This is a genomic window from Comamonas composti DSM 21721 (assembly GCF_000429845.1).
Taxonomy (GTDB): Bacteria; Pseudomonadota; Gammaproteobacteria; order Burkholderiales; family Burkholderiaceae_C; genus Comamonas; species Comamonas composti.
This window is the reverse complement of sequence record NZ_AUCQ01000002.1, coordinates 178,221-202,689: the sequence shown is the minus strand read 5'-3', so window position 1 is coordinate 202,689 and position 24,469 is coordinate 178,221. Positions and strand designations below refer to the sequence as shown.

Below are 24,469 nucleotides of genomic sequence, written 5' to 3'. Positions count from 1 at the left end.
GATTGTATTGGTATTGAGGCCTAGCATGGCCTGCTCTGGTTTTTTGTTTTGCAGCACACCGCTATGACTTTGATTGCCTCCCCCTTTCCTTCCCCCTCTCCCCACACCCACAGCCCGCAGGCTTCGCAAGGCTGGCTCAACGGCCTGATTGGCGTGGTGATCTTCAGCGGCTCGCTGCCGGCCACGCGCCTGGCCGTGCTGGATTTGCCGCCACTGTGGCTGACGGTGGCCCGGGCCAGCATGGCTGCGGTGCTGGCCTTGGCAGTGTTGCTGCTATTCAAACAAAAGCGCCCCATGCGCAGCCAGATTGCTTCTCTGCTCGTAGTCGCCTTGGGCGTGGTGCTGGGCTTTCCGCTGCTGACCGCATTGGCGCTGCAGCAGGTCACGGCAGCGCATTCCATTGTCTGGGTGGCCTTGCTGCCGCTGTGCACCGCGGTGTGTGGCGTGTGGCGCGGGGGGGAACGTCTGCGGCCCGCGTTCTGGCTGTTCTCGCTGCTGGGCGCTGCCCTGGTCATGGGCTTTGCGCTGGTCCAGGGGGGCGCGTCATCGTGGCAGGGCGACGCGCTGATGCTGCTGGCCGTGGCCCTGTGCGGTCTGGGTTATGCCGAAGGCGCCAGGCTGTCGCGCAGCCTGGGCGGTTGGCAGGTCATCAGCTGGGCCTTGGTGCTGTCGCTGCCGGTGATGCTGCCGCTGACGCTGTGGCTGTGGCCCAGCGATCTGACACAGGTGCGGGCCCCGGCCTGGTGGTCGCTGGCCTATGTGGCCTTGTGCAGCATGTGGCTGGGTTTTGTTTTTTGGTACCGGGGCCTGGCCCAGGGCGGGATTGCGGCCGTGGGCCAGTTGCAGCTGTTGCAGCCCTTGCTGGGTTTTGCCTTGGCGGCCTGGTTGCTGGACGAAGCCGTGAGCCCGGCCATGTTGGGTGTGACCGTGGGCGTGTTGTTGTGCGTGGCGTGCGTGCGGCGCTTCGCTGCCTGAGCCTGCATGAATCCGCAGTCTGGGCATAGGGTCTTTTCATGCTTGGCAAGAGAGGCGTAAATAATCCGAGCAGACTCTAGAATCAAGCTCCCCTTGCACATCAACCAGCAGGCCCCGGACATCAAAGGGGGATGAAGGCCTGCGCCTCCGAGACATCAGATGAACGCTGCAAACCATGCAACCGCCTACCAGGACACCCAATTGCTCATCGACGGCCAATGGCAGGACGCTGCGGGCGGCAGGAAAATCGCCGTGCGCAACCCTGCCACGGGCGAGGTGATTGGTCATGTGGCCCATGCGGACATTGCGGACCTCGATCGCGCGCTGGCGGCTGCGGAAAAAGGCTTTGCGCTGTGGCGCGACGTATCCGCGCACGAGCGCGGTGCCATCATGCGCCGCGCGGCCGCCCTGCTCAAGGAGCGGGCCGACGAGATTGCCGCGCTGCTGACCCAGGAGCAGGGCAAGCCCCTGGTCGAGGCCCGGGGCGAGGTGCTGGCCGGTGTGGGCATCATCGAGTGGTTTGCCGACGAGGCGTTGCGCATCTATGGCCGCATCGTGCCCTCGCGCAAGATCGATGTGCAGCAACTGGTCATCAAGGAGCCCGTGGGTCCGGTGGCTGCGTTCACGCCCTGGAACTTTCCCATCAACCAGATCGTGCGCAAGATCGGCGCCGCCCTGGCCACGGGCTGCTCGTTCCTGTGCAAGGCGCCCGAGGAAACTCCGGCTGCGCCCGCAGCCCTGCTCAAGTGCTTTGTGGATGCGGGAGTGCCTGCGGGGGTGATCGGCCTGGTCTATGGCGATCCGGCCCAGATTTCCTCCTACCTGATTGCCCATCCCGTGATCCGCAAGATCACCTTCACGGGCTCCACGGCCGTGGGCAAGCAGCTTGCGGCCCTGGCCGGTCAGCACATGAAGCGCTGCACCATGGAGCTGGGCGGCCACGCGCCCGTGATCGTGGCCGAGGATGCGGATGTGGCCCTGGCCGTCAAGGCCGCAGGTGTCTCCAAGTTCCGCAATGCAGGCCAGGTCTGCATCTCGCCCACGCGCTTTCTGGTGCACAACAGCGTGCGCGAGGCGTTCACGCGCGCTTTGGTGGCCCATGCCGAGGCGCTCAAGGTCGGCAACGGCCTGGAGCAGGACACGCAAATGGGCCCGCTGGCCAATCCGCGCCGCGTGACTGCCCTGACCGCGCTCATCGAGGATGCGCAAAAGCAGGGCGCCAAGCTGCTGGCCGGCGGCAAGGCACTGGGCGAGAAGGGCAACTTCTTTGCGCCCACGGTGCTGGGCGATGTGCCCTTGAGCGCCGAGATCTTCAACCAGGAACCGTTTGGCCCCGTGGCTGCGGTGCGCGGCTTTGACGATCTGGACGAGGCAATCGCCGAGGCCAATCGCCTGTCCTATGGGCTCGCAGCCTATGCGTTCACACGCTCCATCAAGACCGCGCAGCTGCTGGCCCGGCGCGTGGAGACCGGCATGCTGTGGATCAACCAGCCGGCCGTGGCTTCCGCCGAAATGCCTTTTGGCGGCATCAAGGACTCGGGCTATGGCTCCGAGGGCGGGCCCGAGGCGCTGGAGGCCTATCTGATCTCCAAGGCCGTCTCCATCGCTGCGGTCTGATCCTCCCTGAGCCGCCTCGCGGTGAAGGACGTCTTTCCCCCAGGGGCGAGGCCTTCGCCGCGAGGCGGCTCTGGCCATGGTTTTGTTCTGCCGAGACAAGAGCAATCCCTTGGGCATGGCATGCATGACCCGCATGTTTGTATGGTCTGCGGTGCGGCTTGGTTTTTAGATGCTGCCCGCAAAAAAATCCAGATGCTGACGCAGCTCGCGGGCGGCCTTGTCCAGCAGCCTGGCTTCGGGCGCATGGTTGGCAGCTAGGCGCAGTGCCAGCGCCTGGAGCAGGCGGGCGCTGGCCTCGGGCCTGGCCTGCAGCTGCTGCAGCCGCAGCAGGGCGGCACGCCGGGCGCGTTGCGTGCCTTCGGGCAGGTGACGGTCATGAGCCAGCTCGTGCAGGCTTTGTATGGCGCGTCCCAGGTGCAGGGTGGCGATGCCGGATTCGGCGGCCTGGCTGCTGTGCTGGCCGCCGGCCTGTTCGGTCAGGCGCACCAGGCTGATGAGCCGGTGGTACAGGCGTGCGCGCCAGGCCCGGGCGTCGCGCGCATGCAGTTGCGTGGCCGCCATGTCCTGCAGATCGTGGACCATCATGCTGTGCAGCGCTTGCAGCCTGCCTTTGAGCGTCACGGGCAATATGAAGCGGTAGGCGGCCCAGCCGGCCAGCGGCCCCGCAACCACGGCCAGACCCAGGGCCAGGGAGTGTGCAAAGCCGCTGTCCTGCACCTGCAGGGGGTAGAGCAAAAGCAGCAGCACCATGCAGCAGTCATAGCCCGAGAGCATGGTGCGCCGGTGCGAAAACAGCAGGGCGCCCAGGTAGATGAAGGGCAGCATGCTCAGCACCTGCGAAGCCGGGCCGTGCACGAAAGGCCAGACCAGCCACTGGCAGGCCAGGGCCACGAGAACGCCCAGGGCCTGGCCTATCACCACGTGGCGCATGGTGGCCGCAGGGTTCTCGAAGCTGGAGAAGACGGTGAGCATGATGGACAGGCCCAGCAGCATGTAGGCGCCGCCTTCCCAGCCCGTGGCAATCCAGAACATGCCGGCGATCACGATGGACAGGGCTGCGCGCAGCATGGCGCGGCGCGCGCCCAGCCAGTCGCTGTGCAGCACCACGGGCCATTGGCGCGCGCCGTGGGCGGCCGGCAGCGGCGTGTTGCCGGCAGCGGCTATATGGGCTTGCAGCGAGAGGGTGAGCGGGGTCAGGACCTCGGCGGCCGCATGCCAGCCGGTGAGCGCCTGGCGCGCCTCGGCGAGCCGGGTCACGGCCTCATGGGGCTGGGCCTGGGTTTCGAGGAGGAGGGCGGCTTCGCGCAAGGCCTGGGCTGCCTGCTCGGCATCGGCCTGGTTCAGGCCCTTGGGCTCGGGCAGGCTGGGCGCATCGCGCAGCCACAGCAGGGCCGAGATCTGGGCGTTCATGAGTCTGCGCATGGAGCGCACGGCCTCGCGCGAGCGCATGGAGCCTGCACCATGCGCGTCCAGACCGTCTTCCATGGCGCTCATGGCCAGCAGGCGCCGGGCCAGCTCCTGCGAGCCCAGGGACGAGCGCCCGCGCGCCTGCAGGCCGTCGGCCAGATCGCGCAGCAGGCGGGCGCACAGCTGGCGCAGCTCGGCATTGCCGGGAATGCCCGAGCCCTTGGGCGTGAACAGCCAGCCCACGAGCAGGGCCGCGAACACGCCCGTCAAGGCCGTGAACAGGCGGTCCCAGCCCAGCGCGAAGACATCGCCCTGCCGGCCCGTGTCCAGCAAGGCCACCATGGCCGCCGAATAGCCGGACAGCATGGTGCCGTAGGAGACGAAGCTGCGCTGCAGATTGCCTATGCCTGCGCAAAGCCCGAGCCAGATCGCGAGCCCCGTGATCAGCCAGGCCAGATTGCCCTGAGCCAGCAGCACCAGGCCCACGCCCACGGCTGTGCCGACCACGGTGCCTGCGACGCGGAAAAAGCTCTTCTCCAGCAACTGGCCGCGCAGCGGCTGGGACGCGGCCCAGACCGTCATCGCCGCCCACTGGGGATGATCCAGTCCCAACTGCCAGGCGGCGATCAGGGCCAGGCAGGCCGCAAAGGCGGTGCGCAGGTGCTGGCGCAGGCGCGCGGCATCGAAGCCCCAGCGCGTGGCGCGGCTCAGCCACCGGCCGTAGCGGCTTGCATAGGCGCTCTCGCTGCTCATGCGCGCGCCTCGCCTGCGGAAGAGGCGGCCGGCGTGCGCAGCGCGTTCATGCGCGCGCGGATCTTGTCCAGACCGGCCAGCATGGCATCGACCTCGCTGTCCTGCAGATCCTGGAGCATGGCCAGCTCGGCCTGCAGCATGGTGGCGCGCACGCGGTCCACGGCCTGGTTGCCTTGCGGGGTCAGAAAGATGCGCTTGTTGCGCCGGTCGTCGGGATCGGCGCGGCGCTCTATCCAGCCATGGCCCTGGAGTATGTCCAGCAGCCGCACCAGGCTGGAGCCGTCCAGGCCCACGCTTTCGGCCAGCTGCTTTTGCGTGACGCCATCACCCCAGGCGCGCAGGTGCAACAGCGGCGCCCAGGTAGCATCGGTCAGGCCGTCGGCGGCCAGTTGCTCCTCGACCTGGCGCCGCCACTGACGGACCAGGGTGACCATGGAAAAACCCAGACGGGCGCGAGCAGGAGCTTGGGCAAAAGACATGGGGCCTGATTCTGCTGCTCTTTCAAATAATTTGCATTGCAAACTATTGGAGCCCCCATGGAATGCGCGGGCTTGTGCTGAAATAAAAAAGGAGAGCGGCTTGCGCTCTCCAGATCATGGTTTCAAAGTGATTTCTATATAAAATCGTTTACAGGCAAGCGCTAGCAGCTCTCTTTTTATTTTTTAGAGCGCGTTCACGATCTCCTCGCGGCGCGCCCGCAAAGGCACTGTCCCGAAGGGTTGGAGCGAAATCGGGCTATTTTCTAGCGCTAAAGCTTGCTTGCACCCCGGTGCAAGCTGCGCCCCATCGACTCGAACTCATCCCGATTGCGCTCCAACGCGCCTGCGTAGAGATCGTAAACACGCTCTTAGAACAGTCTGGGTATCCAGACATTCAGTGCCAGGCCGGCGACCAGCAGCCAGACGAACAGCAAGGCCGTGAGCAGCAGCGGCCTGGCGCCTGCGGCGCGCACGGCCTTGACATGGGTGGTCAGGCCCAGGGCCGCCATGGCAATGGCCAGCAGGGCGTTGTCGAACTGGATGCCCGCAGTCACCACGGGCCTGGGCAGCACGCCCAGGGAGTTGATGCCGGCCATGACCACAAAGCCCACGGCGAACCAGGGAATCATGATCCGGCTGCCGCCAGCGGCCGCGTCCTGGGAGCGCTCGCTGCGCGACAGCCACATGGACAGGATCAGCAGGAACGGCGCCAGCATCATCACGCGCACCATCTTGGAGATCACGGCCACATCGGTGGCCAGAGGGCCTATGGCTTCGCCGGCGGCCACGACCTGGGCCACCTCGTGCACCGTGGAGCCCACGTACATGCCGTATTGCAGCAGGTCGGCGGCCATCCAGCCGTGCTGGATGTTCAGGCGGAACAGGGCCGGATAGAGAAAGGTGCTGATGGTGCCGAACACCACCACGGTGGCCACGGCCACGGCCACGTCCTCGCTGCGGCCCTTGACCACGGGCTCGGCGGCCAGCACGGCGGCCGCGCCGCAGATGCTGTGGCCCGCGCCGATGAGCAGGGTCGTGCGCCGGTCCATGCCCAGCAGGCTCTGGCCTATCCACTGGGCGAGCAGGAAGGTGCTGCTCAGCACCAGCGCATCGATGAGCACGCCGGCCATGCCGACCTGGCCTATGTCCTGAAATGTGAGACGCAGGCCGTAAAGAATGATGCCCAGGCGCAGCAGGCGCTGCTTGGCAAAGCCCACGCCGCTGTTGCAGGTGCCGGCCAGGGTCGGGTAGACGGTGTTGCCCATGACCAGGCCCATGAGGATGGCCAGCGTCAGCGGGCTCAGTCCCTTGGAGGAAACGGCTTCGAAGCCCGCCGCCCAGGTGGCCACGGCGGCAATCGCGCCGGCCAGCAGCAGGCCGGGGAGCAGGGCTGTGGTTTTGTGCATCCAGCCGTGGGGCCGGGAAGAAGAAATGGCGGAGGTGTTCATGGTGCCTTGGGACCGGTCCCGGGTCGTGCAAGAAAAGAGTGGGGCCTGGCCTGCAGGTACTTTAGATTTGTTGGTTATATTTTCATAACGATTAGTTTTTCTAAAATCAATCGATAAAACAGGTGAAGGATCGCTTGCACAGGAGTTTTTCAGGTCATTGCGGCAAGCGCTGGCAGGGGGTAAAGCGCTTGCGTGCCTGCGCCAGATCAGCAGGCCGCCCCTGGGTCGGTGCGAGAATGCACGGCTATCGGCATGTGCTGCATGCCCTGACTGAACCGGAGTTGTCCATGAAAATCAGCGCCCGCAATATTCTTCCCGGCAAGGTGGTCTCCATCGTGCGCGGTCCCGTGTCCACCGAGGTCACGCTGGAGATCGCGCCCGGTGTGCAGATCACGTCCACGATCACCAGCACCTCGGCCCAGGCCCTGGGACTGAAGGAGGGCGTGCAGGCCTATGGCCTGATCAAGGCCTCGTCGGTGATGATTGGCGTCGACGACTGAGCCGGCCTTCTGGCCCGCGCCTACTTCATGCGTTCGTCGGAGAGCGTGGAAGGCAGGCGCTGCAAGCCCTGGTCGAACCAGCCTATGCGCTCGGTGGTGCGTAGATCCAGCCGGGGCACATAGGGCTTGATGTCCAGTACCGGCGTGCCGTCGAGCATGTCGTTGCCGCGAAAGCGCAGCACACGGCCCTGGACCTCCACCAGTTGCACGATGGACAGGCCTATGCGATTGGGCCGCGCCGGTGCGCGGGTCGCAAAGACGCCGTGGCTCACGGTGTCCATGAAGGGCACGACTTCCAGCTTTTCCGTGGCCTGGTGCAGATGCGTGAGCACGATCAGGTATTCAAAGCCTTCGATATCGCGCAGGCCCGGGGCAAAGGGCTCGAAGACTTCGAGCGTGCCCTCTACCCCGGCCGCCGCCACGGTCTGTATGGGCATGCCCAGAGTCGTCTGGAAGGGGCTGCGGATCACGCCTATGGGGCGCATGGTGATGGGGTCGGTCATGGCGGGCCTGCTGCTTGCTCTCTGGACATGGGCTGAGGCCTGATGTTCTCATGGATACAGCGGAAAATCCTGCCGCAGGCCCAGGCATGGCGCACCTCGATGGGCGCAGGTGCGCCGCGGCAGAGCCTGTGGCGGCAAGACCATAGTCCGCTCCTTGAGCGGCCTTTATCGACATAGCGGAAAGTGCTTGACCCATGTTGCGCATCACCTTGAGGCAGTTGGAGATCTTCTGTGCCGTGGCCCAGGCCGGCACCACGGTGGCCGCAGCCGATGCCGTTGCCCTGTCCCAGTCGGCAACGAGTGCGGCCCTGCAGCAGCTGGAGCTGGCGCTTGCCGCGCAGCTGTTCGAGCGTGTGGGCAAGCGCCTGGTGCTCAACGATGCGGGCCGGGCCCTGCTGCCCGAGGCCCTGGGCCTGCTGGAGCAGGCGCGCCGCATGGAGCAGGCCTTTGCTCCCGGTGCGCCCGGGCTGGCGGTGAGGCTGCGCGTGGCGGCCAGCACCACCATAGGCACTTATGCGCTGCCGGCAGTGCTTGCGCGCCTGGCCCAAAGCCATGCGCAGATCAGCGTGGACCTGCAGATCGCGAACACGCATGAAGTGGGCGAGGCCGTGGAGTCGCTGCAGGCCGATCTGGGTCTGATCGAGGGTGCCAGCCATTGGCCGGGCCTGGAGGTCGAGCCCTGGCTGCGCGACGAGCTGGTCATCGTCGCTGCTGCGCATGATCCGCTGGTCGCGCTGGCGGCGCGCAAGCCCTTGGGCGTCACGGTGCTGCGCACGGCGCGCTGGCTGCTGCGCGAAGCGGGCTCGGGCACGCGCGAAATGGTGGAGCACGCACTGCTGCCGCATCTGCACCAGTTGCCCGCAGCCGCGACCCTGGGCAGCTCGGAGGCGATTGCGCGCTGCGTGGCCCAGGGCCTGGGCATCAGCTGCCTGTCGCGTGTGCTGGTCCAGGCCCTGGTGGACGCGGGCGAGCTCGCCGTGCTGCCGACCACGCTGCCCAGGATGTGGCGCTCCTTCTCCCTGGTCCAGCGCGCGGGCCGGCAGCGCTCGCCGGCCGTGCTCGCCTTTGTCGAGGCCTGTGCCGAGGAGGCCGGGCAGCGCAATTAGCTGGTGCTTCTTTATCAAGAGCAGGCAGCACTTGTGGAGCAAGGGCTGCAAGCCGCCCCGGTCTTTATCCGGCGCTGCTCCAAACCGAACGCTGGCTCCGCTTGAGCCGTGCTTTCGCCTTGGGTGCATCCACAGGTGACGGCTTTCTCTGCGTCAGGGCGGGGTTGGTGCGGTACTTGATTTCCGAACATGCTGCTGCGCCATGACTTCTATACTGACCGGAGAACAAAGCGATAGGAGACATGTTTATGGCGCAAGGCCTCGATTCCCTGGATGGCAAGCCCAAGCCGGCCACCAGGGCCACGCAGCAGATGAACGAGGCCGTGAAGGCCGGGCTGCCGTTTGACGACGAGCGTGATTTTGCAGATGCACGCAAAGGCTTTGTGGGCAGCTATGACACCCCGGACGGCACGCTGCGCTCGCCGGACGGCAGCGTGTTCTGGAGCTTTTCTGCATATGCCTTTCTGCTGCAGCACGAGGCGCCGGACACGGTCAACCCCAGCCTGTGGCGCATGGCCAGGCTCAACATGATCCATGGCCTGTTCAAGGTCGTGGAGCGCGTCTATCAGGTGCGCGGCCTGGATCTTGCGAATCTGACCATCATCGAAGGCGACAGCGGGCTGATTCTCATCGATCCGCTGACCACGGCCGAGGCGGCCAGGGCGGCGCTGGAGCTGTACTACCTGCACCGGCCCCGGCGGCCCGTGGTGGCCGTGATCTACAGCCACAGCCATGTCGATCACTATGGCGGCGTCAAGGGTGTGATCGACGATGCCCAGGTGCAGGCCGGCAAGGTGGCGGTGATTGCTCCCAGCGGCTTCATGGAGGGCGTGGCCGGCGAGAACGTGCTGGTCGGCAACCCCATGAGCCGGCGCGGCCAGTTCCAGTTCGGCCGCCTGCTGGCCAAGGGCCCCCAGGGCCAGGTGGACGCAGGCCTGGGCAAGGTCACGGCCGGCGGCAGCATTACGCTGATCGCTCCTACGCAGGAAATCTGCGAGCCTGTGGAAACCCATGTGATCGACGGTGTGGAGATGGTGTTCCACCTCGCACCCGGCACCGAGGCCCCGGCCGAGATGCACATGTTCATGCCGGGCTTCGGCGTGCTCAACATGGCGGAGAACGCCTGCCGGCTGCTGCACAACTTCTGCCCGCTGCGCGGTGCGCTGGTGCGCGATCCACGCATCTGGTCGCACTATCTGTCCGATGCCATGGAGCGCTTTGGCCCGGGCACCGAGGTGCTGATAGGCCAGCACCACTGGCCTACCTGGGGGCGCGAGCAGATCCTGGAGTTTCTGGCGGACCAGCGCGACCTCTACAAATACGTGCACGACCAGACGGTGCGCCTCATGAACCACGGCTGCAAGCCCGCCGAGATTTCCGAGCGGCTCGAACTGCCGCCGGGCCTGGCCAGCCAATGGGGCATGCGCGGCTATTACGGCACCGTGAGCCACAACGCCAAGGCGGTCTACCAGCGCTATCTGAGCTGGTACGACGGCAATCCCGCAAACCTCAACCCGCTGCCGCCCGTGCCCACGGCCCTGAAGACCATGGCCTATATGGGGGGCATAGACCGCGCGGTGGAGATGGCGCGTGCGGATTTTGCCGAAGGCAATTACCGCTGGGTGGCCCAGGTCATGGGCCAGGCGGTGTTTGCCGATGCTGCCCATGAGGGCGCGCGCCATCTGCTGGCCGATGCCTTCGAGCAGCTCGGCTACCAGGCCGAATCCTCGACCTGGCGCAATGCCTATCTGTATGGCGCCCAGGAACTGCGCCAGGGCGTGATCCAGCTGCCCAGGCGGCCGTTTCTGAGCCCCGATCTGCTGCAGGCCGTGACGCCGGCGACCATGCTCGATCTCATGGCCGTGCGCCTCAATCCCGCGAGGCTTGGCGAGCGGCGCTGCGTGATCAACTGGCATTTCGAGGACGCGGGCGAGCATCTGGCCATGACCCTCTCCAACAGCACCCTGACCCATGTGGCGGGCAAGGTGGAGACCAGGGCCGAGGCCAGTGTCAGGACCACACTGGCGGCGCTGGCGCGGCTGAGCATGGGCCAGGTCTCGGTGGCGGCAGCGCTGGCCGGTGGCGAGATCGGCATCGAGGGCGATCAGGGGCTGATCGAGGCCTTGTTCGGCGGGCTCGACGACTTTCCCATGATGTTCAACGTGGTCACGCCCGAGCCCGGGCCGGCCGCTTGAGGTTCAGGCCAGGCTGCGCAGATAGGACTGCACGGCCAGGCCGAGATCCATGCGCAGCCTGTGCTCCTGTATCGGAGGGTCCATGGTGAGCAGGCACTGGGATATCCAGCCATAGGTGATCACATGGGCCATGCGCGCGGCGGAGGCGATGTGCTCCGGGGGCAGGGGGTCGCTCGCCGACTCCAGCGTTTCGCGCCACATGGCGAGCCAGGATTCGTAGTGGCGGCGGAAGGCGCGTTGCGTGGAGAGCTGGCGCTCCAGAAGAAACAGTGCCGTCCATGCAGGCAGGTTCTTCATGATGTGGCTGAGCTGCTGGTCGAGCATGGCGTCGACGATCTCCTGCGTGGTGCAGCCGCGGCGGCTCTGAACGGCGCGGCGGGCCGCACGCTCGGCCTCCTTGACGGTCTCGCTGATGCACATCGCAGCCAGGGCATGCAGATTGCCGAAGTAGTCGTAGAAAGTGCCAATGCCCACGCCGGCCACCGAGGCGACCTCGCGGATCGTGGTATTCGCATAGCCGCGCTCGATCAAAACCCGAACAAAGGCCTCTTGCAGCGCCTGGGCACTGGCGCGTGCGCGCGCCTGCTGCGGACGCTTTCTCAACTCTGGTGCGGACGGCGCGGCCAGGCGTGGGCCTGCTTGCGCATTCCGAACACCTGAAACCCCTGCTCTGCTTACACTTTTCCCAGTCATTTCCAAAAGGCTAGCATGGATTCGATTACGCACGAAACCCGGGGGCGGCAAGGCCTGCGTGGCCGTGATCGAAGCAGGCTGCATGGCGGAGATAGACCATGGCGGCCACCTTCTTCGTCCAGGTCCGGGCGGTGGAGGGCGGTCGGGGCGTTCAAGGCCTTTTCAGTCCGGCCGGCTTCGGGGGAGCGGCAGTCGCTGGCTGGCAGTGAGCGCCTTTGCCAACACAACTATTACGAGACCAGGAGACAATCAGCATGCCATCTTCCTACACCTATTCCTTGAAGCGGCGCCAGGCCCTGCTTGCCATGGCTGGGGCCCTGTGTACCCAGAATGCGCTCGCCCAGGCTTCGGGCAGCGGCCCCTGGCGCATCATCGTGCCCTATAACGCGGGCGGCGGCATCGACATCGTCGCGCGAGAAATAGCCCAGCCGCTGGGCGAGCGACTGGGCCAGCCCGTGGTGGTGGAGAACCGCCCAGGGGCTGGTGGCATGCTGGCCGTGGATGCTGCCATCAAGGCCACGGACGGACGCAGCCTGGTGCTGGGCATCACGGCTCCCATGCTGACGAATGTCTTTCTCTACTCGAAGATGCCCTACGATCCCAGGCGCGACCTGGCGCTCGTGTCCCAGGTGGCCGATGCGCCCCTGGCCCTGGCGGTCAACCCCAAGCTGCCGGTCCACAACGTGGCCGAGCTGATGAGCTTTCTCAAGGCCAACAAGGGCAGCCTGGCCTATGGCTCCTGGGGCATCGGGACCTATCCGCACCTGGCCGGTTTTTACATGAGCGAGCGTACCGGCGCAGGCATGGTCCATGCGGCCTACAAGGGCGAGGCGCCCATGCTGCAGGAGCTGATAGGCGGCGGCATACACATGGCGTTTGCAAGTGCGCTGAGCCTCAAGCCCATGGCCGAGGCCGGCCGGCTCAGAATCATCGGCGTCACGGGTGCACGGCGCATGGAGACGCTGCCAGGCGTGCCCACTTTTGCGGAGCAGGGGGAGGTCGACTCCGTTTATTCCGTGGTCGGCTTCATCGGCTTCGGCATGACGGCGCGCACGACGCCGGAGGCCATCCGGCAGATCTCCGAGCATATCCAGATCGTGTGCGCCCAGCCCCAGGTGCGCAAGCGCATCACCGATGCAGGCTTCAGCATGAAGACCGGCTCGCCCCAGCAGTTCCAGGCGCGTTACGACGCCGACTTTCCCATCTACCAGCAACTGGTAAAGCAATCGGGGGCGACGCTGGACTGATGCCTACCGACAAACTTTGCGAGCACACGGTCCGCCAGGCGGCCTGTGATGCCTATGTCTATGGCGCCCCCTTGCTGGAGATGGCACGCATGCGGCATCTGTATGCGAGCGGGGGGCGCAGTCTCAACCAGCTGCATCACCGGCCGGGCCTGGTCGACCACAGGGCGCGCGTGGTCACCACGCCGAATGTGGATACGCTGTATTCGTCCACCTGGATCGATACGCGCAACGGCCCTGCCGTGCTGCACCTGCCACCTGCAGGAGAGCGCTATGTGTCCGTGGCGATTCTGGACATGTACAGCAACAACGTGGCCGTACTCAGCGGTGCGCGTCTTGCGCAGGCCGGCACCCGGCTGCGCATAGAAGGGCCGGGCGCCAGCCCGCCTGCGCGCGGCGAAGACGTGGTGCAACTGCCCACCAGCTGTGGCTGGATGATTGTGCGAATCCTGGTCGCGGATGCGCACGACGACCTGCCGGCAGCCCAGGCCGTGCAGCAGGGCTTTGCGCTGGAGGCGCCGGCCGTGCCCGCACCCTTGCCGGCCCGGGGTGCCCTCAACCCCGACATCTCTTTGTTTGCCGAGCTTGTGGGCTTGCTGGAGGAAAATCCGCCGCCGCAGCCGGATGGCTTTATCCAGACTGCCATGAGCCGGGTGCTGCAGGCTCTGCAGGACAGCGCCTGGACAACGGCCTTGCAGCAGGGGCTGGCCCAGGCGCGCTCCCTGGTCGAGGCGCCGGATCCCGGGGCGTTCGTGCAGGGCTGGGACTATCCGCTGGCCTGCCTGGGCGATTTCGGCGAGGACTATCTCTACCGTGCGCGCATTGCACGCTCGGCCCTCGCGGCCCTGCCCGTGGCCGAGGCCATGTACATGCGTGCGCGCGGCGATGGTGCGCCAGGCTTTTTCGAAGGCCCGGGGCCTTTTCGCCTGCATCTGCCGGCCCATCTGCCCGTGGACGGCTTCTGGTCGCTCACGCTTTACGAGGCCACGCCCCAGGGCCTGTTCCTCGTGGACAACCCCTTGGGCCGCTATCTTGTGAACGACAGAATGCCGGGCCTGGTGCGCGAGGCCGACGGCAGCCTGGTGATCTGGATCGCCCGCAGCGCCCCCGATGCCCACCTGGCCGCGAACTGGCTGCCTGCGCCGCCGCACGGGGCGTTTGCGCTGTACATGCGCTGCTATCTGCCCCAGCCCAGCCTGCTGGACGGGCAATGGCGGCTGCCGCCGGTGGAGGCCGTATGAAGCAGCATATGGATTGGCAGGCTGCAGCGCGCGAGGCCTGGCTCTACGGTCTGCCCCTGGTGGAGATGTCGGCCTTGCGCGCCCGGCATGCGGCGCAAGGCGCGAGGCCGGGGGCGTTTCTGCATATGCGCAGCCTGCCCATGGCGGAGGACCGCTCCCTGACCACGCCCAACAACGACACGCTGTACTCGTTTTGCTGGGTGGATCTGCGCGCGGGGCCGGTGAAGCTGGACATTCCGGCCATCGAGCAGCGCTACTGGTCCGTGGCCGTGATGAACATGTTCACCGACAACGAGGCCGTGCTCAGCCGGCGCACGCTGCCGGTGCAAGGCGGCAGCGTTTTGCTGACCGGGCCCGACCATGCAGACGATGCGCTGGAAGCGGGCCTGCAGGTCCGTGTGCGCACGCGCCAGGCCTGCATCATGCTGCGCATCGTGATCCAGGGGCCGGACGATGCGGCGCGCGTGCATGCACTGCAGGACGGGTTTCGCGTCCGCCAGGCTGCAGCCGGTGCAGGCTTTCTGCCGGCAGGATCTGTGGCCGTGGACCGGCAGGCTGCGGCTGGAAACTACCTGCATGCCGTGGGCCGCATGCTGGCCGACCAGGCGCCTGCGCTGGACGAGGCGGGTAAGGCCGTGATGCAGCGCCTGGCACCCGTGCTCACTGGCGCATGGGGCCCGGACCAGCAGGAGGCCGTGGAGCAGGGCGTGGCGCTGGCGCGTGCCGATCTGGTCCAGCCTCCGCTGCCTGCGTCCTGTGTGAACGGCTGGAACTATCCGGCCCGCAACCTGGGGCGCTTCGGGCTGGACCTGCTGTACCGCGCACGCGTCTCGGTGCGCGGTCTCGCGGCCCTGCCCGTGAGCGAGGCCATGTACATGCGCGCCATGGGCGAGGACGGCAGCGGTCTTTTCGAAGGCGGCCAGAGCCATTGCCTGCGCCTGCCTGCGCGGCTGCCGCTGCAGGGCTTCTGGTCTCTGACCCTGTACGAGTCCGTGAATGGCGGCTTCTACCTGAGTCCGAATGCCTTGCAGCGCCATGTGATCAACGACCGCATGCCAGGCCTGCGCAGGCGCGAGGATGGCGGCATCGACCTCTGGATAGGCAGCCGCGACCCGGGCCCCGAGCGGCGCGGCAACTGGCTGCCGGCCCCGCAGGACAAGGCCTATGCGCTGTACTTTCGCTGCTATGAGCCCGACGCCGAGCTGCTCGACGGCCGCTGGCGGCTGCCGCCGCTGCAGGCCGTGGAGGATGGCGCGGACTGATGAGCCGCCTCAGCGCAGCGGGATCGGCATGTCGCGCGGCACGGGCACGGCCGCGACGCTGTTCTGGGGCGAGCCTTCGATGACGCGGTCCGAGTAGCTCATGTAGATCAGGGTGTTGCGCCTGGCATCGACCATGCGCACCACGCGCAGGCGCTTGAACAGCAGGGAGGTGCGTTCGCTGAACACTTCCTCCTGCTGCCTGAGCGGCGCGGGAATCTCTATGGGGCCGGTCTGGTGGCAGCTGATCGAGGCTTCGGAGCGGTCCTCGGCCAGGCCCAGCCCACCCTTGATGCCCCCGGTCTTGGCGCGCGAGACATAGCAGGTCACGCCCTGGACCTTGGGGTCGTCATAGGCGTCGACCACGATCTTGTGGTCGGGGCCGAGAAACTTGAACACGGTGTCCACCGCACCCACGGATTCGGCCCGCGCGCCACAGCCCGTGAGGGCCGTCACGGCCAGCCAGGCCGCGATCAGAAGGCGACCCGGGTTGTTGCTTCCAAAAAAAGAGCTGCCAGCGCTTGTCATATCGTCGTTTCAGATTGAAAACCGTTTGAAATTGCCGTATAGCAAGCGCTTGCAGCTATTTTTCTTGAAGACTTATGCGGGTTGCTGCGCGGCTTGTACATGGGCACGCAAATGGGCCAGCGCCTCCTCGACCTGGTCGACCAGCACCAGGCACAGATCGCCGGGAGACAGGCGCTGCAGCGCATGGTCGATGGCCGCGAACTCGCCATGGATCTCGGTCACATAGCTTGAGCGCGGCGCGCCCTGCAGGCCTTGTTGCAGCAGGGCCAGAACCTCGCCGTCGGCGCGGCCGCGCTGGCAGGCATCCTGGTAGAGGATGACGTCGTCAAAGGCCTGGCCCAGGATCCGGGTCTGCTCGCTGATGTCCTGGTCGCGCCGGTCGCCCGCGCCGCTGATGACCACGCTGCGCCGGTTGGCGGGCATGGCATCCACGGCCTGGACCAGGGCGCGTATGGCGTCGGGGTTGTGGCCGTAGTCGGCGATCAGCGTGGCGCCTCGGTAGTCCATGACGTTGAAGCGTCCGGGCGCGTTGTCGCTGTCGTTCAGAAAGCCTGCGAGGCCGCGGCGAATGGTCTGCCAGGACAGGCCGCAGGCCCAGGCCGCGCCCACGGCGGCCATGACGTTCTCGACCTGGAAGCTGATCGCGCCGCCGCGTGTAATCGGTATCTCGCGCAGGGCCACGGTCTCGCGCCACGAGCCTTCGGCCACGACCAGCTGCTCGCCGTCCACGTAGATCACGCGGTTGCCCTGGGCGCGGTGCGTGGCCATCACGGGGTGGTGGCGGTCCACGGCAAAGTAGATCACCTTGCCCGGGCAGGTGCTGGCCATGGCCGCGACCAGGGGGTCGGCCGCGTTGAGCACCGCATAGCCGCTGGTGGCCACGTTCTGCACGATGACGCGCTTGAGCACGGCCACGTCTTCCACGGTGTGGATGTAGTTCAGGCCCAGATGGTCGCCCGCGCCCACATTGGTGACCACGGCCACCTGGCAGCGGTCGAAGCCCAGGCCTTCGCGCAGAATGCCGCCGCGCGCGCATTCGAGCACGGCCGCATCGGTCTCGGGGTGGGCCAGGGCGTTGCGGGCACTTCTGGGCCCCGAGCAGTCGCCGCTGTCGATCTGGCGGCCGTTGACGTAGACGCCATCGGTATTCGTCATGGCCGTGCGCCAGCCCTGGGCCGTGAACAGGTGGGCGATCAATCGCGTGGTCGTGGTCTTGCCGTTGGTGCCGGTGACGGCGACCAGGGGGATGCGCCCGTCCTGGCCCGGCGCGAACAGCTCGTCCACCATGGGCACGCCCACGTTGCGCGGACGGCCATACGAGGGCGCGAGGTGCATGCGCAGGCCGGGTGCGGCATTGACTTCGACGATGCCGCCGTTTTGCTCTTCCAGCGGGCGCAGCATGGTCTCGCAGATCACGTCCACGCCGCAGATGTGCAGGCCTATGGTCTGGGCGGCCTCCACGGCGCGCGCGGCGATGTCGGGGTGTACGTCGTCGGTGACATCGGTGGCGCTGCCGCCCGTGGAGAGGTTGGCGTTGTTGCGCAGCACCACGCGCTGGCCCTGCACGGGCACGGACTCGGGCGTGAGCCCTTCGCCCGCAAGGCGCGCGAGGGCGATGTCGTCCAGGCGTATCTTGGTCAGCGCCGTGCCGTGGCCCGAACCGCGGCGCGGGTCCTGGTTGACGATGTCGACGAGTTCGCGCACGGTATGCGTTCCGTCGCCCAGCACCTGGGGCGGCTCGCGGCGGGCCGCTGCCACCAGCTGGTTGCCGACCACGAGCAGGCGGAAGTCGTGGCCGGGCAGAAAGCGCTCGACCATGACTTCGTCGCCGTATTCCCTGGCCGTGGCATAGGCGTCATCGAGCTGCTTGCGCGTGCTGATGTTCACGGTCACGCCCTTGCCCTGGTTGCCGTCCTGGGGCTTGACGACCACGGGCAGGCCGACTTCCTGGGCCACGGCCCAGGCGTCTTCGATGTCGCTCACGGGCCGGCCCATGGGCACGGGCACGCCGGCCGCGTGCAGCAGGCGCTTGGTCAGGTCCTTGTCCTGCGCAATCGACTCGGCCACCGCACTCGTGGTATCAAGTTCAGCCGCCTGTATGCGGCGTGCCCTGGAGCCCCAGCCCAGTTGCACCAGCGAGCCCGAGGTGAGGCGCCGAAACGGTATGCCGCGCGCCACGGCCGCATCCACGATGGAGCCTGTGGACGGGCCTACGCGCTCGTCCTCGTCGAGCTCGCGCAGCTCGGCAATCAGCCGGCTGGTGTCAAAGGCGGTATCGGCCTGGGCGGCCTGGATCAGGGCCAGGGCCTGCTCCATGGCCAGGCGGCCCACGGCTTCCTCGGTGTACTCGACCACGACCTGGTAGGTGCCGCTCTCCAGCGTGTCGCGCGTGAGGCTGAAGGTCACGGGGCAGCCGGCCTGGGCCTGCAGCGACAGGGCTGCGGTTTCCAGCACATGGGCCAGGGACAGGTGCTGGTCCGCACCATGGGGCTGGAGCACGCCGATCTTGGGAAAGCGCGCGCGCAGCCGGTCCTCGAAGCCGGCCAGGGCGGAGTAGTCGAGCTCATGCGGCTCGCAGCTGACTACGGCCTCGATGGCGGTGCTGCGGGTCCAGAGGTTGGGGCCGCGCAGGGCTCGGATGCGGGTGATCTGCATAGGTTCTTCTTTCGGAAGGCCGGCTCTCGTGGAGCCGGCTTTGCATGTCAACGTGGGTGGTGCGCCTCAGGCTGCCGTGGCCGTGTATTCAAAGGTCTTGATGCCGGCGGCGATCAGGTCGGGCGCAATGTCCATGGACCAGGCCGTGGCAATCGCGGCCAGCAGGGCCGGAGTGTCGGGCCGGCGTCCGCCGGGCAGGCTCAGCGCATCCAGCGTGCCCAGCACGCGCTCGTTGCCGCCTGTGGCCAGAACGACCTGCTGCTTGCGCACGAACACCGCTCGGCCTTCGGGCTTGCTGCAATGCTCGGCGATCAGGGGATTGTCGGCACTGGTCGAATAGAACAGCACCTCGCCATCGCACAGGCGCGCGAGATCGGCGACCTGCGCGATGTCGGCATTGAGCACGCCCGCGCCCTCGTCGAGCACCACGTCGATCTGCGTGCGCAGCACGCGCGTCATGCGCTCCTGATCGAGCACGTCGTGATCGGCCAGGCTCTCGTAGCCGTCCATGTCGGTGACCACGCCGACCAGGCAGCGGTCGTAGGCCAGGCCTTCGTCGAGTATGGAGCGCGCCGTGGTCTCTATGACGGCAGCCTCGGCCAGGCGGTTGGTCAGCAGGCGGTGGGCACCGGCCCAGTTGGCGGTATTGATTTTCTGCGTCTGGCGGTTTGCAAGGAACATGCCTTCGCTGCAGGCCACGCCCGTGAGCTTGCCCGACAGCTGCAGCAGCCAGCCCACGAGGCGGGAAATGAAGCCGTTCTCGCGCGTGCCCACGATGCCCACCAGGGGAATGCGGCCTGCGCCCGTATCCTCTTCGGTGCGCGCAAACAGATGATCGACGATGGCCATGCCCACGGGACGCGGCGCGCCGCTGGTGGGCTTGAGGTGCATGAGCAGGCCGGGGCCGGCATTGACCTCCAAAATCGCGCCGCCCTGCTCCTTCATGGGCTTGGAGACGTCCTTCAAAATCATGTCCATGCCTGCAATGTCCAGGCCCACGATCTTGGCGGCCAGGCTCGCGTAGTAGGCCACGTCGGGATGGACATCGTCGGTGCAGTCAATGGCCATGTTGCCGTTGCGCTGCAGCAGCACGCTCTGGCCCTGGGGGATGACGGAGTCGGGGCTGACCTGCTGGCGGTTGAGCTCCAGCTTGACGGCGCCGGCCTCCAGGTTGATCCAGTCCAGCGGGTATTCCTGCTCGGGGCCTCGGCGCGGGTCCTGGTTGAGCACGTCCACCAGCTCGCGCAGCGTGGAGCGGCCATTGCCATGCACGGACACGGTCTCGCCCTTGGTGGCCGCCGCGACCTTGCCGCCCACCACCAGCAGGCGGTGCTCGATGCCATCGATGAACTTCTCGACGATCACGTCCGAGCCTTCTGGCTGGGCCAGCGCGAAGGCGGCCTTGATGTCGGCCTCGCGGGAGAGTTCCAGCGTCACGCCGCGCGCGTGGTTGCCGTCCGAGGGTTTGACGGTGACGGGAAAACCGATGTCCTGAGCCACGTCCCAGGCCTCCTCGGGGCTGTCCACGACCTGGCCTTCGGGAACGGGCACGCCGCAGGCGGTCAGCAGGCGCTTGGTGAAATCCTTGTCCTGGGCAATGCCTTCGGCAATGGCGCTGGTCTGGTCGCTCTCGGCGGTCCAGATGCGGCGCTGCGCTGCTCCATAGCCGAGCTGGACCAGATTGCCGTCGTTGAGGCGGATATGGGGAATGCGGCGCTCGCTGGCAGCATCGACGATGCAGCCTGTGGAGGGGCCCAGATAGCGGTCGTTGATGGCCGTCTTGATGGCCTGGATGGCGGGCCTGAGATCGAAGGGCTCGTCGTTGATGGCCGCCATGATGAGCCTGTGGCCATGCTCGAGAGCCACGCGCGCCACGGCCTCCTCGGGGCAGCGGAACACCATGCGGTAGACCCCGCGTTGTGAAATCTCACGCGTTTGGCCGAACTCGGCTGGCATGCCGGCCAGATTGAGCAGCTCTATGATGACGTGCTCCAGCACATGGCCCATCCAGGTGCCGCCTTCGAGGCGCTGTATGAAGCCGCCGCGTTCGCCCACGCCACAGTGGTGCTCGACAAGATCGGGCAGCCAGCTCGTGAGGCGCGCGTTGAAGCCGGGAATCTTGTTGGAGGGGTGGTCTTCGAGTTCGCCCAGGTCCAGCCAGACTTCCAGAACGGGGCGGTAGGTCCAGACGCTGGGGCCGCGCAAATAAGTGGTGCGCAGAAGTTGTATGTCTTTGAATTTCGCCATGTTGGTCAGCAATTAAGCATGAACGGCGACCCGGGCTGGAGCCGCCAGAGAACGGGAGCTGATTGTGCGCCCAAAAAACACATCTTCCATGTGTCAGCCTGAATCGGGGCTGGTGCGTTGAACAAGCATGCCGCGTGTGCCGGCCAACATATCCACAGGGCACAAGTCAGCCCTCATGACATCAGGAGCCGCCAGGGGCGGGAACAAAAAATCAACATGCAAGAACACCTAGGTGTGGACACTGTGGCCTTTTCCGATAGCTCCAGGGGGGCGGAGTTGCAAGCCAGGCTCGCTGCTAATGAGAACGTTCTGGCCGTTGCTTCGGTTGACCTGACCCAGGATTTGCGCTTCGGCGCAGGCCATGTGGTGCTCACTACGCAACGGGTCTGGAGCTGCGATCCCGCGAGCGGGCAGTGGCGTGAGTTGGCGCTTGCGCCCGACCAGAAGCTGCGCCTGCTCGACCATGGCGGAGTCGGGACGCTGGAGCTGCACAGCCCCGAAGAGCGGCAGGCACTGTGGCGTTTCACGCTGCGCCACCAGGCGGATGTCCTGCGCTTCATGCAGCAGTTCGAGCTGCTGCGCCAGCGGCTGGAGCGCGGTGACGATGCCTGTGACGAAGAGGATGAGGCCGCGCGCTGCCCTGTCTGCCATGTTGTGCTGCCGCCCGAGACCGAGGACTGCCCGGCCTGCGCGCGCCAGCAAAAGCCGCAGACGTCAACCTGGGTGCTGCTGCGTCTGTGGCGCTTTGCCAAGCCTTACAAGAACCAGTTGCTGCTGGGGTTTTTGCTGACCCTGGCTTCCACGGGCGCGCAGCTGGTGGCACCGTATCTGACCATCCCTTTGATGGACAAGATCCTGATTCCGTTCCAGAACGGCGAGAAGATCGATTCCAGCCTGGTCACCTTCTATCTGAGTGCGCTGCTGGTGTCGGCCCTGCTGGCCTGGGCTCTGGGCTGGGCGCGCACCTTTGTGCTGGCCAAGGTCTCGGAGCGCATAGGCGCGAACCTGCGCACAACGACCTATAACCACTTGCTGACGCTGTCGGTGGACTACTACGGCAGCAAGCGCACGGGTGATCTGATGGCGCGCATCGGCTCCGAAACCGATCGCATCAACCTGTTCCTGTCGCTCAATGCCCTGGACTTCGCGACCGACGTGCTGATGATCGTGATGACCTCGGTGATCCTGTTTTCCATCAACCCCTGGCTGGCCCTGGTCACCCTGGTGCCCCTGCCCTTCATCGCCTGGATGATTCATACCGTGCGTGACCGTCTGCGCACAGGCTTCGAGAAGATAGACCGCGTCTGGTCCGAAGTGACGAATGTGCTCGCCGACACCATTCCCGGCATACGTGTGGTCAAGGCCTTTGCCCAGGAAAAGCGCGAGGCCGCGCGCTTTGCGAGTGCCAACCAGGTCAACCTGCAGGCCAACGACAAGGTCAACAAGACCTGGTCGCTGTTCACGCCCACGGTCACGCTGCTGACCGAAATCGGCCTGCTCATCGTCTGGGGATTCGGCATTTATCTCGTGGCCCATGAAAGTATCACGGTCGGTATTCTCACGGCCTTCATCGCCTACATCGGGCGCTTTTACACACGGCTGGACTCCATGAGCCGTATCGTCTCGGTCACGCAAAAGGCAGCTGCAGGCGCCAAGCGCATCTTCGACATCCTCGACCATGTGAGCAACGTGCCCGAGCCTGCCAACCCCGTGAAGCTGGCCAGGACCGAGGGCGCAATCCATATGGAGGATGTGAGCTTTCGCTACGGCAGCCGCGCCGTCATCAAGCACCTGAACCTGCAGATCCGGCCCGGTGAGATGATCGGTCTGGTCGGCCACAGCGGCTCGGGCAAGAGCACGCTGGTGAATCTGATCTGCCGCTTCTACGATGTCTCCGAAGGCTCGATACAGCTCGACGGCGTGGACGTGCGCCGCATGTCCGTCTCCGACTACCGGCGCAATATCGGCCTGGTATTGCAGGAGCCGTTCCTGTTCTTCGGCACGATTGCCGAGAACATTGCCTACGGCAAGCCCGGTGCCACGCGCGAGGAAGTCGTGGCCGCAGCGCGCGCCGCCCATGCGCATGAGTTCATCCTGCGCCTGCCCCATGGCTATGACTCGCTGGTGGGCGAGCGCGGCCAGGGCCTGTCGGGCGGCGAGCGCCAGCGCATTTCGATTGCGCGCGCCCTGCTCATCGATCCGCGCATCCTGATCCTCGACGAGGCCACCTCGGCCGTGGACACCGAGACCGAAAAGGAAATCCAGCGCGCCCTGGACAACCTGGTGCAAGGCCGCACCACGATTGCGATTGCCCACCGCTTGTCGACCTTGCGCAAGGCCGATCGGCTGGTCGTCATGGACCGTGGCGAGATCGTCGAAGTGGGGCCGCATGATGAACTCATGGCCCAGAAGGGGCACTACTGGCGCCTGTACGAAGCCCAGGCACGCCGGGCCGAGGAAGACGCGCAGGCCGCAGGCCTGACACTGCAAGTGAACAAGGAATAAGCATGGATCACGCGACCCATTCCGACACAACGGACCTGCGCCTGGAGCGCAATGCCCATGGTCGCCTGGTGCTGACCCTGAGCGATGGAACCAGCCACGAGGCCGTGACGCCCGTGCGCGCCTTTCCCATCACGGCCCCGGACCAGGGCCTGTCCCTGGTGGCCGTCGACGGCAAGGAAGTCCTGTGGGTGGAGCGCCTGGCCGATTTGCCGCCCCAGGTGCGGGCCCTGATTGAAGAAGAGCTCGCGGTACGCGAATTCGTGCCAACCATCTTGCGCATTCTGGGCGTATCGGGATTCGCCACGCCCAGCACCTGGGATGTGGAGACCGACAAGGGGCCGACCCAGCTTGTGCTCAAGGCCGAGGAGGACATACGCCGTCTTTCCGGGCGCACCCATTTGCTCATCACGGGTCAGGATGGCGTTCAGTTCAAAGTGCCTGACAGCGCAAGCCTGGACCGGGCTTCACGCAAGCTGTTGGGGAGATTTTTATAGCGCTTGGCGCTTGCCTGGCGGGCGTTTCAGGCTATTTTCATACCGATTTTCCGGTAGAAGCAAAACAATTTTAGTTCTCTGGCTGGTGGCCGATAACAGGGCGACGGCGGGCAATCCCTGGCCGCAAGACAAAACCAGGAGGACTCAAGCATGCACATTCCACCTCTGGAAAGAACTTCCATACCCTGGCGCCCCCCCAGCGCGGACCTGTACTCCACCGGAGCTTCGGGGGCCGTGCCTGTACGACCGATCAACGAGGTCAATGCCGTGGAGTCGACCGACCGCATCGGTGAGGGCCGCGTGCAGCGTGATCCGCAAAAGCCCTCGGTATCGGATCGCGAGAACCGCGACTGGACGACGCACAAGGAAGTCCAGCAAAAGCAGGAGGTCGAGGAGCCGCCCAAGGAGCCTTTGTCCAAGCAGTTGCTGGAGTTGATCCAGTCCATGTGGCGCGCCAGCGCCATGGCCGTGGAGCAGGCGCAGGACGTGAGCAAATCCGATGAAGTGGCGCGCAACAAGCTGCAGCCCAGGCGCGACGATGATCCCGTGACCTACTCGGAGCCCAAGGTCAAGCGCACTGGCGGCTGATCAGGCGCGCAGAGCCTCCAAGCCAAGACTTC

General features: G+C 66.1%; 19 protein-coding genes. 11 read left to right on the top strand and 8 right to left on the bottom strand.

Translation table 11 applies throughout. The annotated features are described in order from the left end of the window. Positions 1-63 precede the first annotated feature (63 nt). Together G486_RS0102660 and G486_RS0102655 are read left to right on the top strand one after the other, a co-directional pair. Positions 64-975, top strand: a complete 912-nt coding sequence (locus G486_RS0102660; protein WP_051303043.1) for a DMT family transporter — start codon at positions 64-66, stop codon at positions 973-975. Positions 976-1,134: 159 nt separating this feature from the next. Beyond that, positions 1,135-2,592, top strand: coding sequence for an NAD-dependent succinate-semialdehyde dehydrogenase (locus G486_RS0102655; protein WP_027014137.1), 1,458 nt, complete (start codon positions 1,135-1,137; stop codon positions 2,590-2,592). Positions 2,593-2,757: 165 nt separating this feature from the next. Here the strand turns inward: G486_RS0102655 and G486_RS0102650 are convergent, their stop codons facing one another. The 3 genes from G486_RS0102650 to G486_RS0102640 form a co-directional block, all read right to left on the bottom strand. Further along, positions 2,758-4,752, bottom strand: coding sequence for an FUSC family protein (locus G486_RS0102650; RefSeq protein WP_034386425.1), 1,995 nt, complete (start codon positions 4,750-4,752; stop codon positions 2,758-2,760). Further along, entirely contained in the window at positions 4,749-5,231 is a 483-nt protein-coding gene (locus tag G486_RS21370; RefSeq protein ID WP_034386422.1) for a MarR family winged helix-turn-helix transcriptional regulator, read from the bottom strand. Before G486_RS21370 ends, G486_RS0102650 begins: the two co-directional genes overlap by 4 nt. A gap of 368 nt (positions 5,232-5,599) precedes the next feature. Beyond that, positions 5,600-6,679 carry a YeiH family protein gene (locus G486_RS0102640; protein WP_027014135.1) on the bottom strand — a complete coding sequence of 360 codons (1,080 nt, stop codon included), beginning with the start codon at positions 6,677-6,679 and terminating at the stop codon, positions 5,600-5,602. Between the two features lie 287 nt (positions 6,680-6,966). On the opposite strand from G486_RS0102640, the gene G486_RS0102635 reads away from it, so the two are divergent. Continuing rightward, positions 6,967-7,179: a TOBE domain-containing protein gene (locus G486_RS0102635; RefSeq protein ID WP_027014134.1), complete on the top strand. Its 213-nt coding sequence runs from the start codon at positions 6,967-6,969 to the stop codon at positions 7,177-7,179. Between the two features lie 20 nt (positions 7,180-7,199). Here the strand turns inward: G486_RS0102635 and tsaA are convergent, their stop codons facing one another. Beyond that, complete coding sequence (gene tsaA / locus G486_RS0102630) at positions 7,200-7,682, bottom strand: tRNA (N6-threonylcarbamoyladenosine(37)-N6)-methyltransferase TrmO (RefSeq protein WP_027014133.1); 483 nt, start codon at positions 7,680-7,682, stop codon at positions 7,200-7,202. Between the two features lie 194 nt (positions 7,683-7,876). On the opposite strand from tsaA, the gene G486_RS0102625 reads away from it, so the two are divergent. Both G486_RS0102625 and G486_RS0102620 read left to right on the top strand, forming a co-directional pair. Next, complete coding sequence (locus G486_RS0102625) at positions 7,877-8,788, top strand: LysR family transcriptional regulator (RefSeq protein ID WP_027014132.1); 912 nt, start codon at positions 7,877-7,879, stop codon at positions 8,786-8,788. A 248-nt stretch (positions 8,789-9,036) separates the two neighbouring features. Continuing rightward, complete coding sequence (locus G486_RS0102620) at positions 9,037-10,983, top strand: alkyl/aryl-sulfatase (protein ID WP_245587222.1); 1,947 nt, start codon at positions 9,037-9,039, stop codon at positions 10,981-10,983. A 3-nt stretch (positions 10,984-10,986) separates the two neighbouring features. Here the strand turns inward: G486_RS0102620 and G486_RS0102615 are convergent, their stop codons facing one another. After that, entirely contained in the window at positions 10,987-11,586 is a 600-nt protein-coding gene (locus G486_RS0102615) for a TetR/AcrR family transcriptional regulator (RefSeq protein WP_051303041.1), read from the bottom strand. Between the two features lie 344 nt (positions 11,587-11,930). Here G486_RS0102615 and G486_RS0102605 point away from each other — a divergent pair, with 344 nt between their 5' ends. Genes G486_RS0102605 through G486_RS21360 form a run of 3 tightly spaced genes read left to right on the top strand, consistent with a single transcriptional unit; the run spans position 11,931 to position 15,423 of the window. Further along, the gene (locus G486_RS0102605; RefSeq protein WP_027014129.1) at positions 11,931-12,923 is read left to right on the top strand and encodes a Bug family tripartite tricarboxylate transporter substrate binding protein; all 993 of its coding nucleotides are present in this window, start codon (positions 11,931-11,933) and stop codon (positions 12,921-12,923) included. After that, the gene (locus G486_RS21365) at positions 12,923-14,161 is read left to right on the top strand and encodes a DUF1254 domain-containing protein (protein WP_051303039.1); all 1,239 of its coding nucleotides are present in this window, start codon (positions 12,923-12,925) and stop codon (positions 14,159-14,161) included. Before G486_RS0102605 ends, G486_RS21365 begins: the two co-directional genes overlap by 1 nt. Then, the gene (locus tag G486_RS21360; protein WP_034386417.1) at positions 14,158-15,423 is read left to right on the top strand and encodes a DUF1254 domain-containing protein; all 1,266 of its coding nucleotides are present in this window, start codon (positions 14,158-14,160) and stop codon (positions 15,421-15,423) included. Before G486_RS21365 ends, G486_RS21360 begins: the two co-directional genes overlap by 4 nt. A gap of 9 nt (positions 15,424-15,432) precedes the next feature. Here the strand turns inward: G486_RS21360 and G486_RS0102590 are convergent, their stop codons facing one another. The 3 genes from G486_RS0102590 to G486_RS0102580 form a co-directional block, all read right to left on the bottom strand. Beyond that, positions 15,433-15,948: a CreA family protein gene (locus G486_RS0102590; RefSeq protein WP_156919857.1), complete on the bottom strand. Its 516-nt coding sequence runs from the start codon at positions 15,946-15,948 to the stop codon at positions 15,433-15,435. Positions 15,949-16,020: 72 nt separating this feature from the next. Further along, positions 16,021-18,603: a cyanophycin synthetase gene (gene cphA / locus G486_RS0102585; protein WP_027014127.1), complete on the bottom strand. Its 2,583-nt coding sequence runs from the start codon at positions 18,601-18,603 to the stop codon at positions 16,021-16,023. 66 nt (positions 18,604-18,669) lie between these two features. Continuing rightward, positions 18,670-20,850, bottom strand: coding sequence for a cyanophycin synthetase (locus G486_RS0102580; protein ID WP_027014126.1), 2,181 nt, complete (start codon positions 20,848-20,850; stop codon positions 18,670-18,672). Positions 20,851-21,066: 216 nt separating this feature from the next. Between G486_RS0102580 and G486_RS0102575 the strand changes: the two genes are divergently transcribed. The 3 genes from G486_RS0102575 (at position 21,067) to G486_RS0102565 (ending at position 24,437) form a co-directional block, all read left to right on the top strand. Further along, complete coding sequence (locus G486_RS0102575) at positions 21,067-23,355, top strand: cyanophycin metabolism-associated ABC transporter (protein ID WP_027014125.1); 2,289 nt, start codon at positions 21,067-21,069, stop codon at positions 23,353-23,355. Between the two features lie 2 nt (positions 23,356-23,357). After that, positions 23,358-23,849: a cyanophycin metabolism-associated DUF1854 family protein gene (locus G486_RS0102570; protein ID WP_027014124.1), complete on the top strand. Its 492-nt coding sequence runs from the start codon at positions 23,358-23,360 to the stop codon at positions 23,847-23,849. A gap of 150 nt (positions 23,850-23,999) precedes the next feature. Beyond that, on the top strand, positions 24,000-24,437 hold the full coding sequence (locus tag G486_RS0102565) for a hypothetical protein (RefSeq protein ID WP_027014123.1): 438 nt from the start codon (positions 24,000-24,002) through the stop codon (positions 24,435-24,437). The last annotated feature ends 32 nt before the right edge of the window (positions 24,438-24,469 follow it).

What these genes read in the sequence shown, in the direction of transcription:
- tsaA (WP_027014133.1), bottom strand. Translation starts at nt 7,682, where the DNA reads ATGACCGACCCCATCACCATGCGCCCCATAGGCGTGATCCGCAGCCCC.
- G486_RS0102620 (WP_245587222.1), top strand. Translation starts at nt 9,037, where the DNA reads ATGGCGCAAGGCCTCGATTCCCTGGATGGCAAGCCCAAGCCGGCCACC.
- G486_RS0102575 (WP_027014125.1), top strand. Translation starts at nt 21,067, where the DNA reads ATGCAAGAACACCTAGGTGTGGACACTGTGGCCTTTTCCGATAGCTCC.
- G486_RS0102635 (WP_027014134.1), top strand. Translation starts at nt 6,967, where the DNA reads ATGAAAATCAGCGCCCGCAATATTCTTCCCGGCAAGGTGGTCTCCATC.
- G486_RS21370 (WP_034386422.1), bottom strand. Translation starts at nt 5,231, where the DNA reads ATGTCTTTTGCCCAAGCTCCTGCTCGCGCCCGTCTGGGTTTTTCCATG.
- G486_RS0102605 (WP_027014129.1), top strand. Translation starts at nt 11,931, where the DNA reads ATGCCATCTTCCTACACCTATTCCTTGAAGCGGCGCCAGGCCCTGCTT.
- G486_RS0102580 (WP_027014126.1), bottom strand. Translation starts at nt 20,850, where the DNA reads ATGGCGAAATTCAAAGACATACAACTTCTGCGCACCACTTATTTGCGC.
- cphA (WP_027014127.1), bottom strand. Translation starts at nt 18,603, where the DNA reads ATGCAGATCACCCGCATCCGAGCCCTGCGCGGCCCCAACCTCTGGACC.
- G486_RS0102565 (WP_027014123.1), top strand. Translation starts at nt 24,000, where the DNA reads ATGCACATTCCACCTCTGGAAAGAACTTCCATACCCTGGCGCCCCCCC.
- G486_RS0102650 (WP_034386425.1), bottom strand. Translation starts at nt 4,752, where the DNA reads ATGAGCAGCGAGAGCGCCTATGCAAGCCGCTACGGCCGGTGGCTGAGC.
- G486_RS0102570 (WP_027014124.1), top strand. Translation starts at nt 23,358, where the DNA reads ATGGATCACGCGACCCATTCCGACACAACGGACCTGCGCCTGGAGCGC.
- G486_RS0102640 (WP_027014135.1), bottom strand. Translation starts at nt 6,679, where the DNA reads ATGAACACCTCCGCCATTTCTTCTTCCCGGCCCCACGGCTGGATGCAC.
- G486_RS0102625 (WP_027014132.1), top strand. Translation starts at nt 7,877, where the DNA reads ATGTTGCGCATCACCTTGAGGCAGTTGGAGATCTTCTGTGCCGTGGCC.
- G486_RS0102590 (WP_156919857.1), bottom strand. Translation starts at nt 15,948, where the DNA reads ATGACAAGCGCTGGCAGCTCTTTTTTTGGAAGCAACAACCCGGGTCGC.
- G486_RS21365 (WP_051303039.1), top strand. Translation starts at nt 12,923, where the DNA reads ATGCCTACCGACAAACTTTGCGAGCACACGGTCCGCCAGGCGGCCTGT.
- G486_RS0102655 (WP_027014137.1), top strand. Translation starts at nt 1,135, where the DNA reads ATGAACGCTGCAAACCATGCAACCGCCTACCAGGACACCCAATTGCTC.
- G486_RS21360 (WP_034386417.1), top strand. Translation starts at nt 14,158, where the DNA reads ATGAAGCAGCATATGGATTGGCAGGCTGCAGCGCGCGAGGCCTGGCTC.
- G486_RS0102660 (WP_051303043.1), top strand. Translation starts at nt 64, where the DNA reads ATGACTTTGATTGCCTCCCCCTTTCCTTCCCCCTCTCCCCACACCCAC.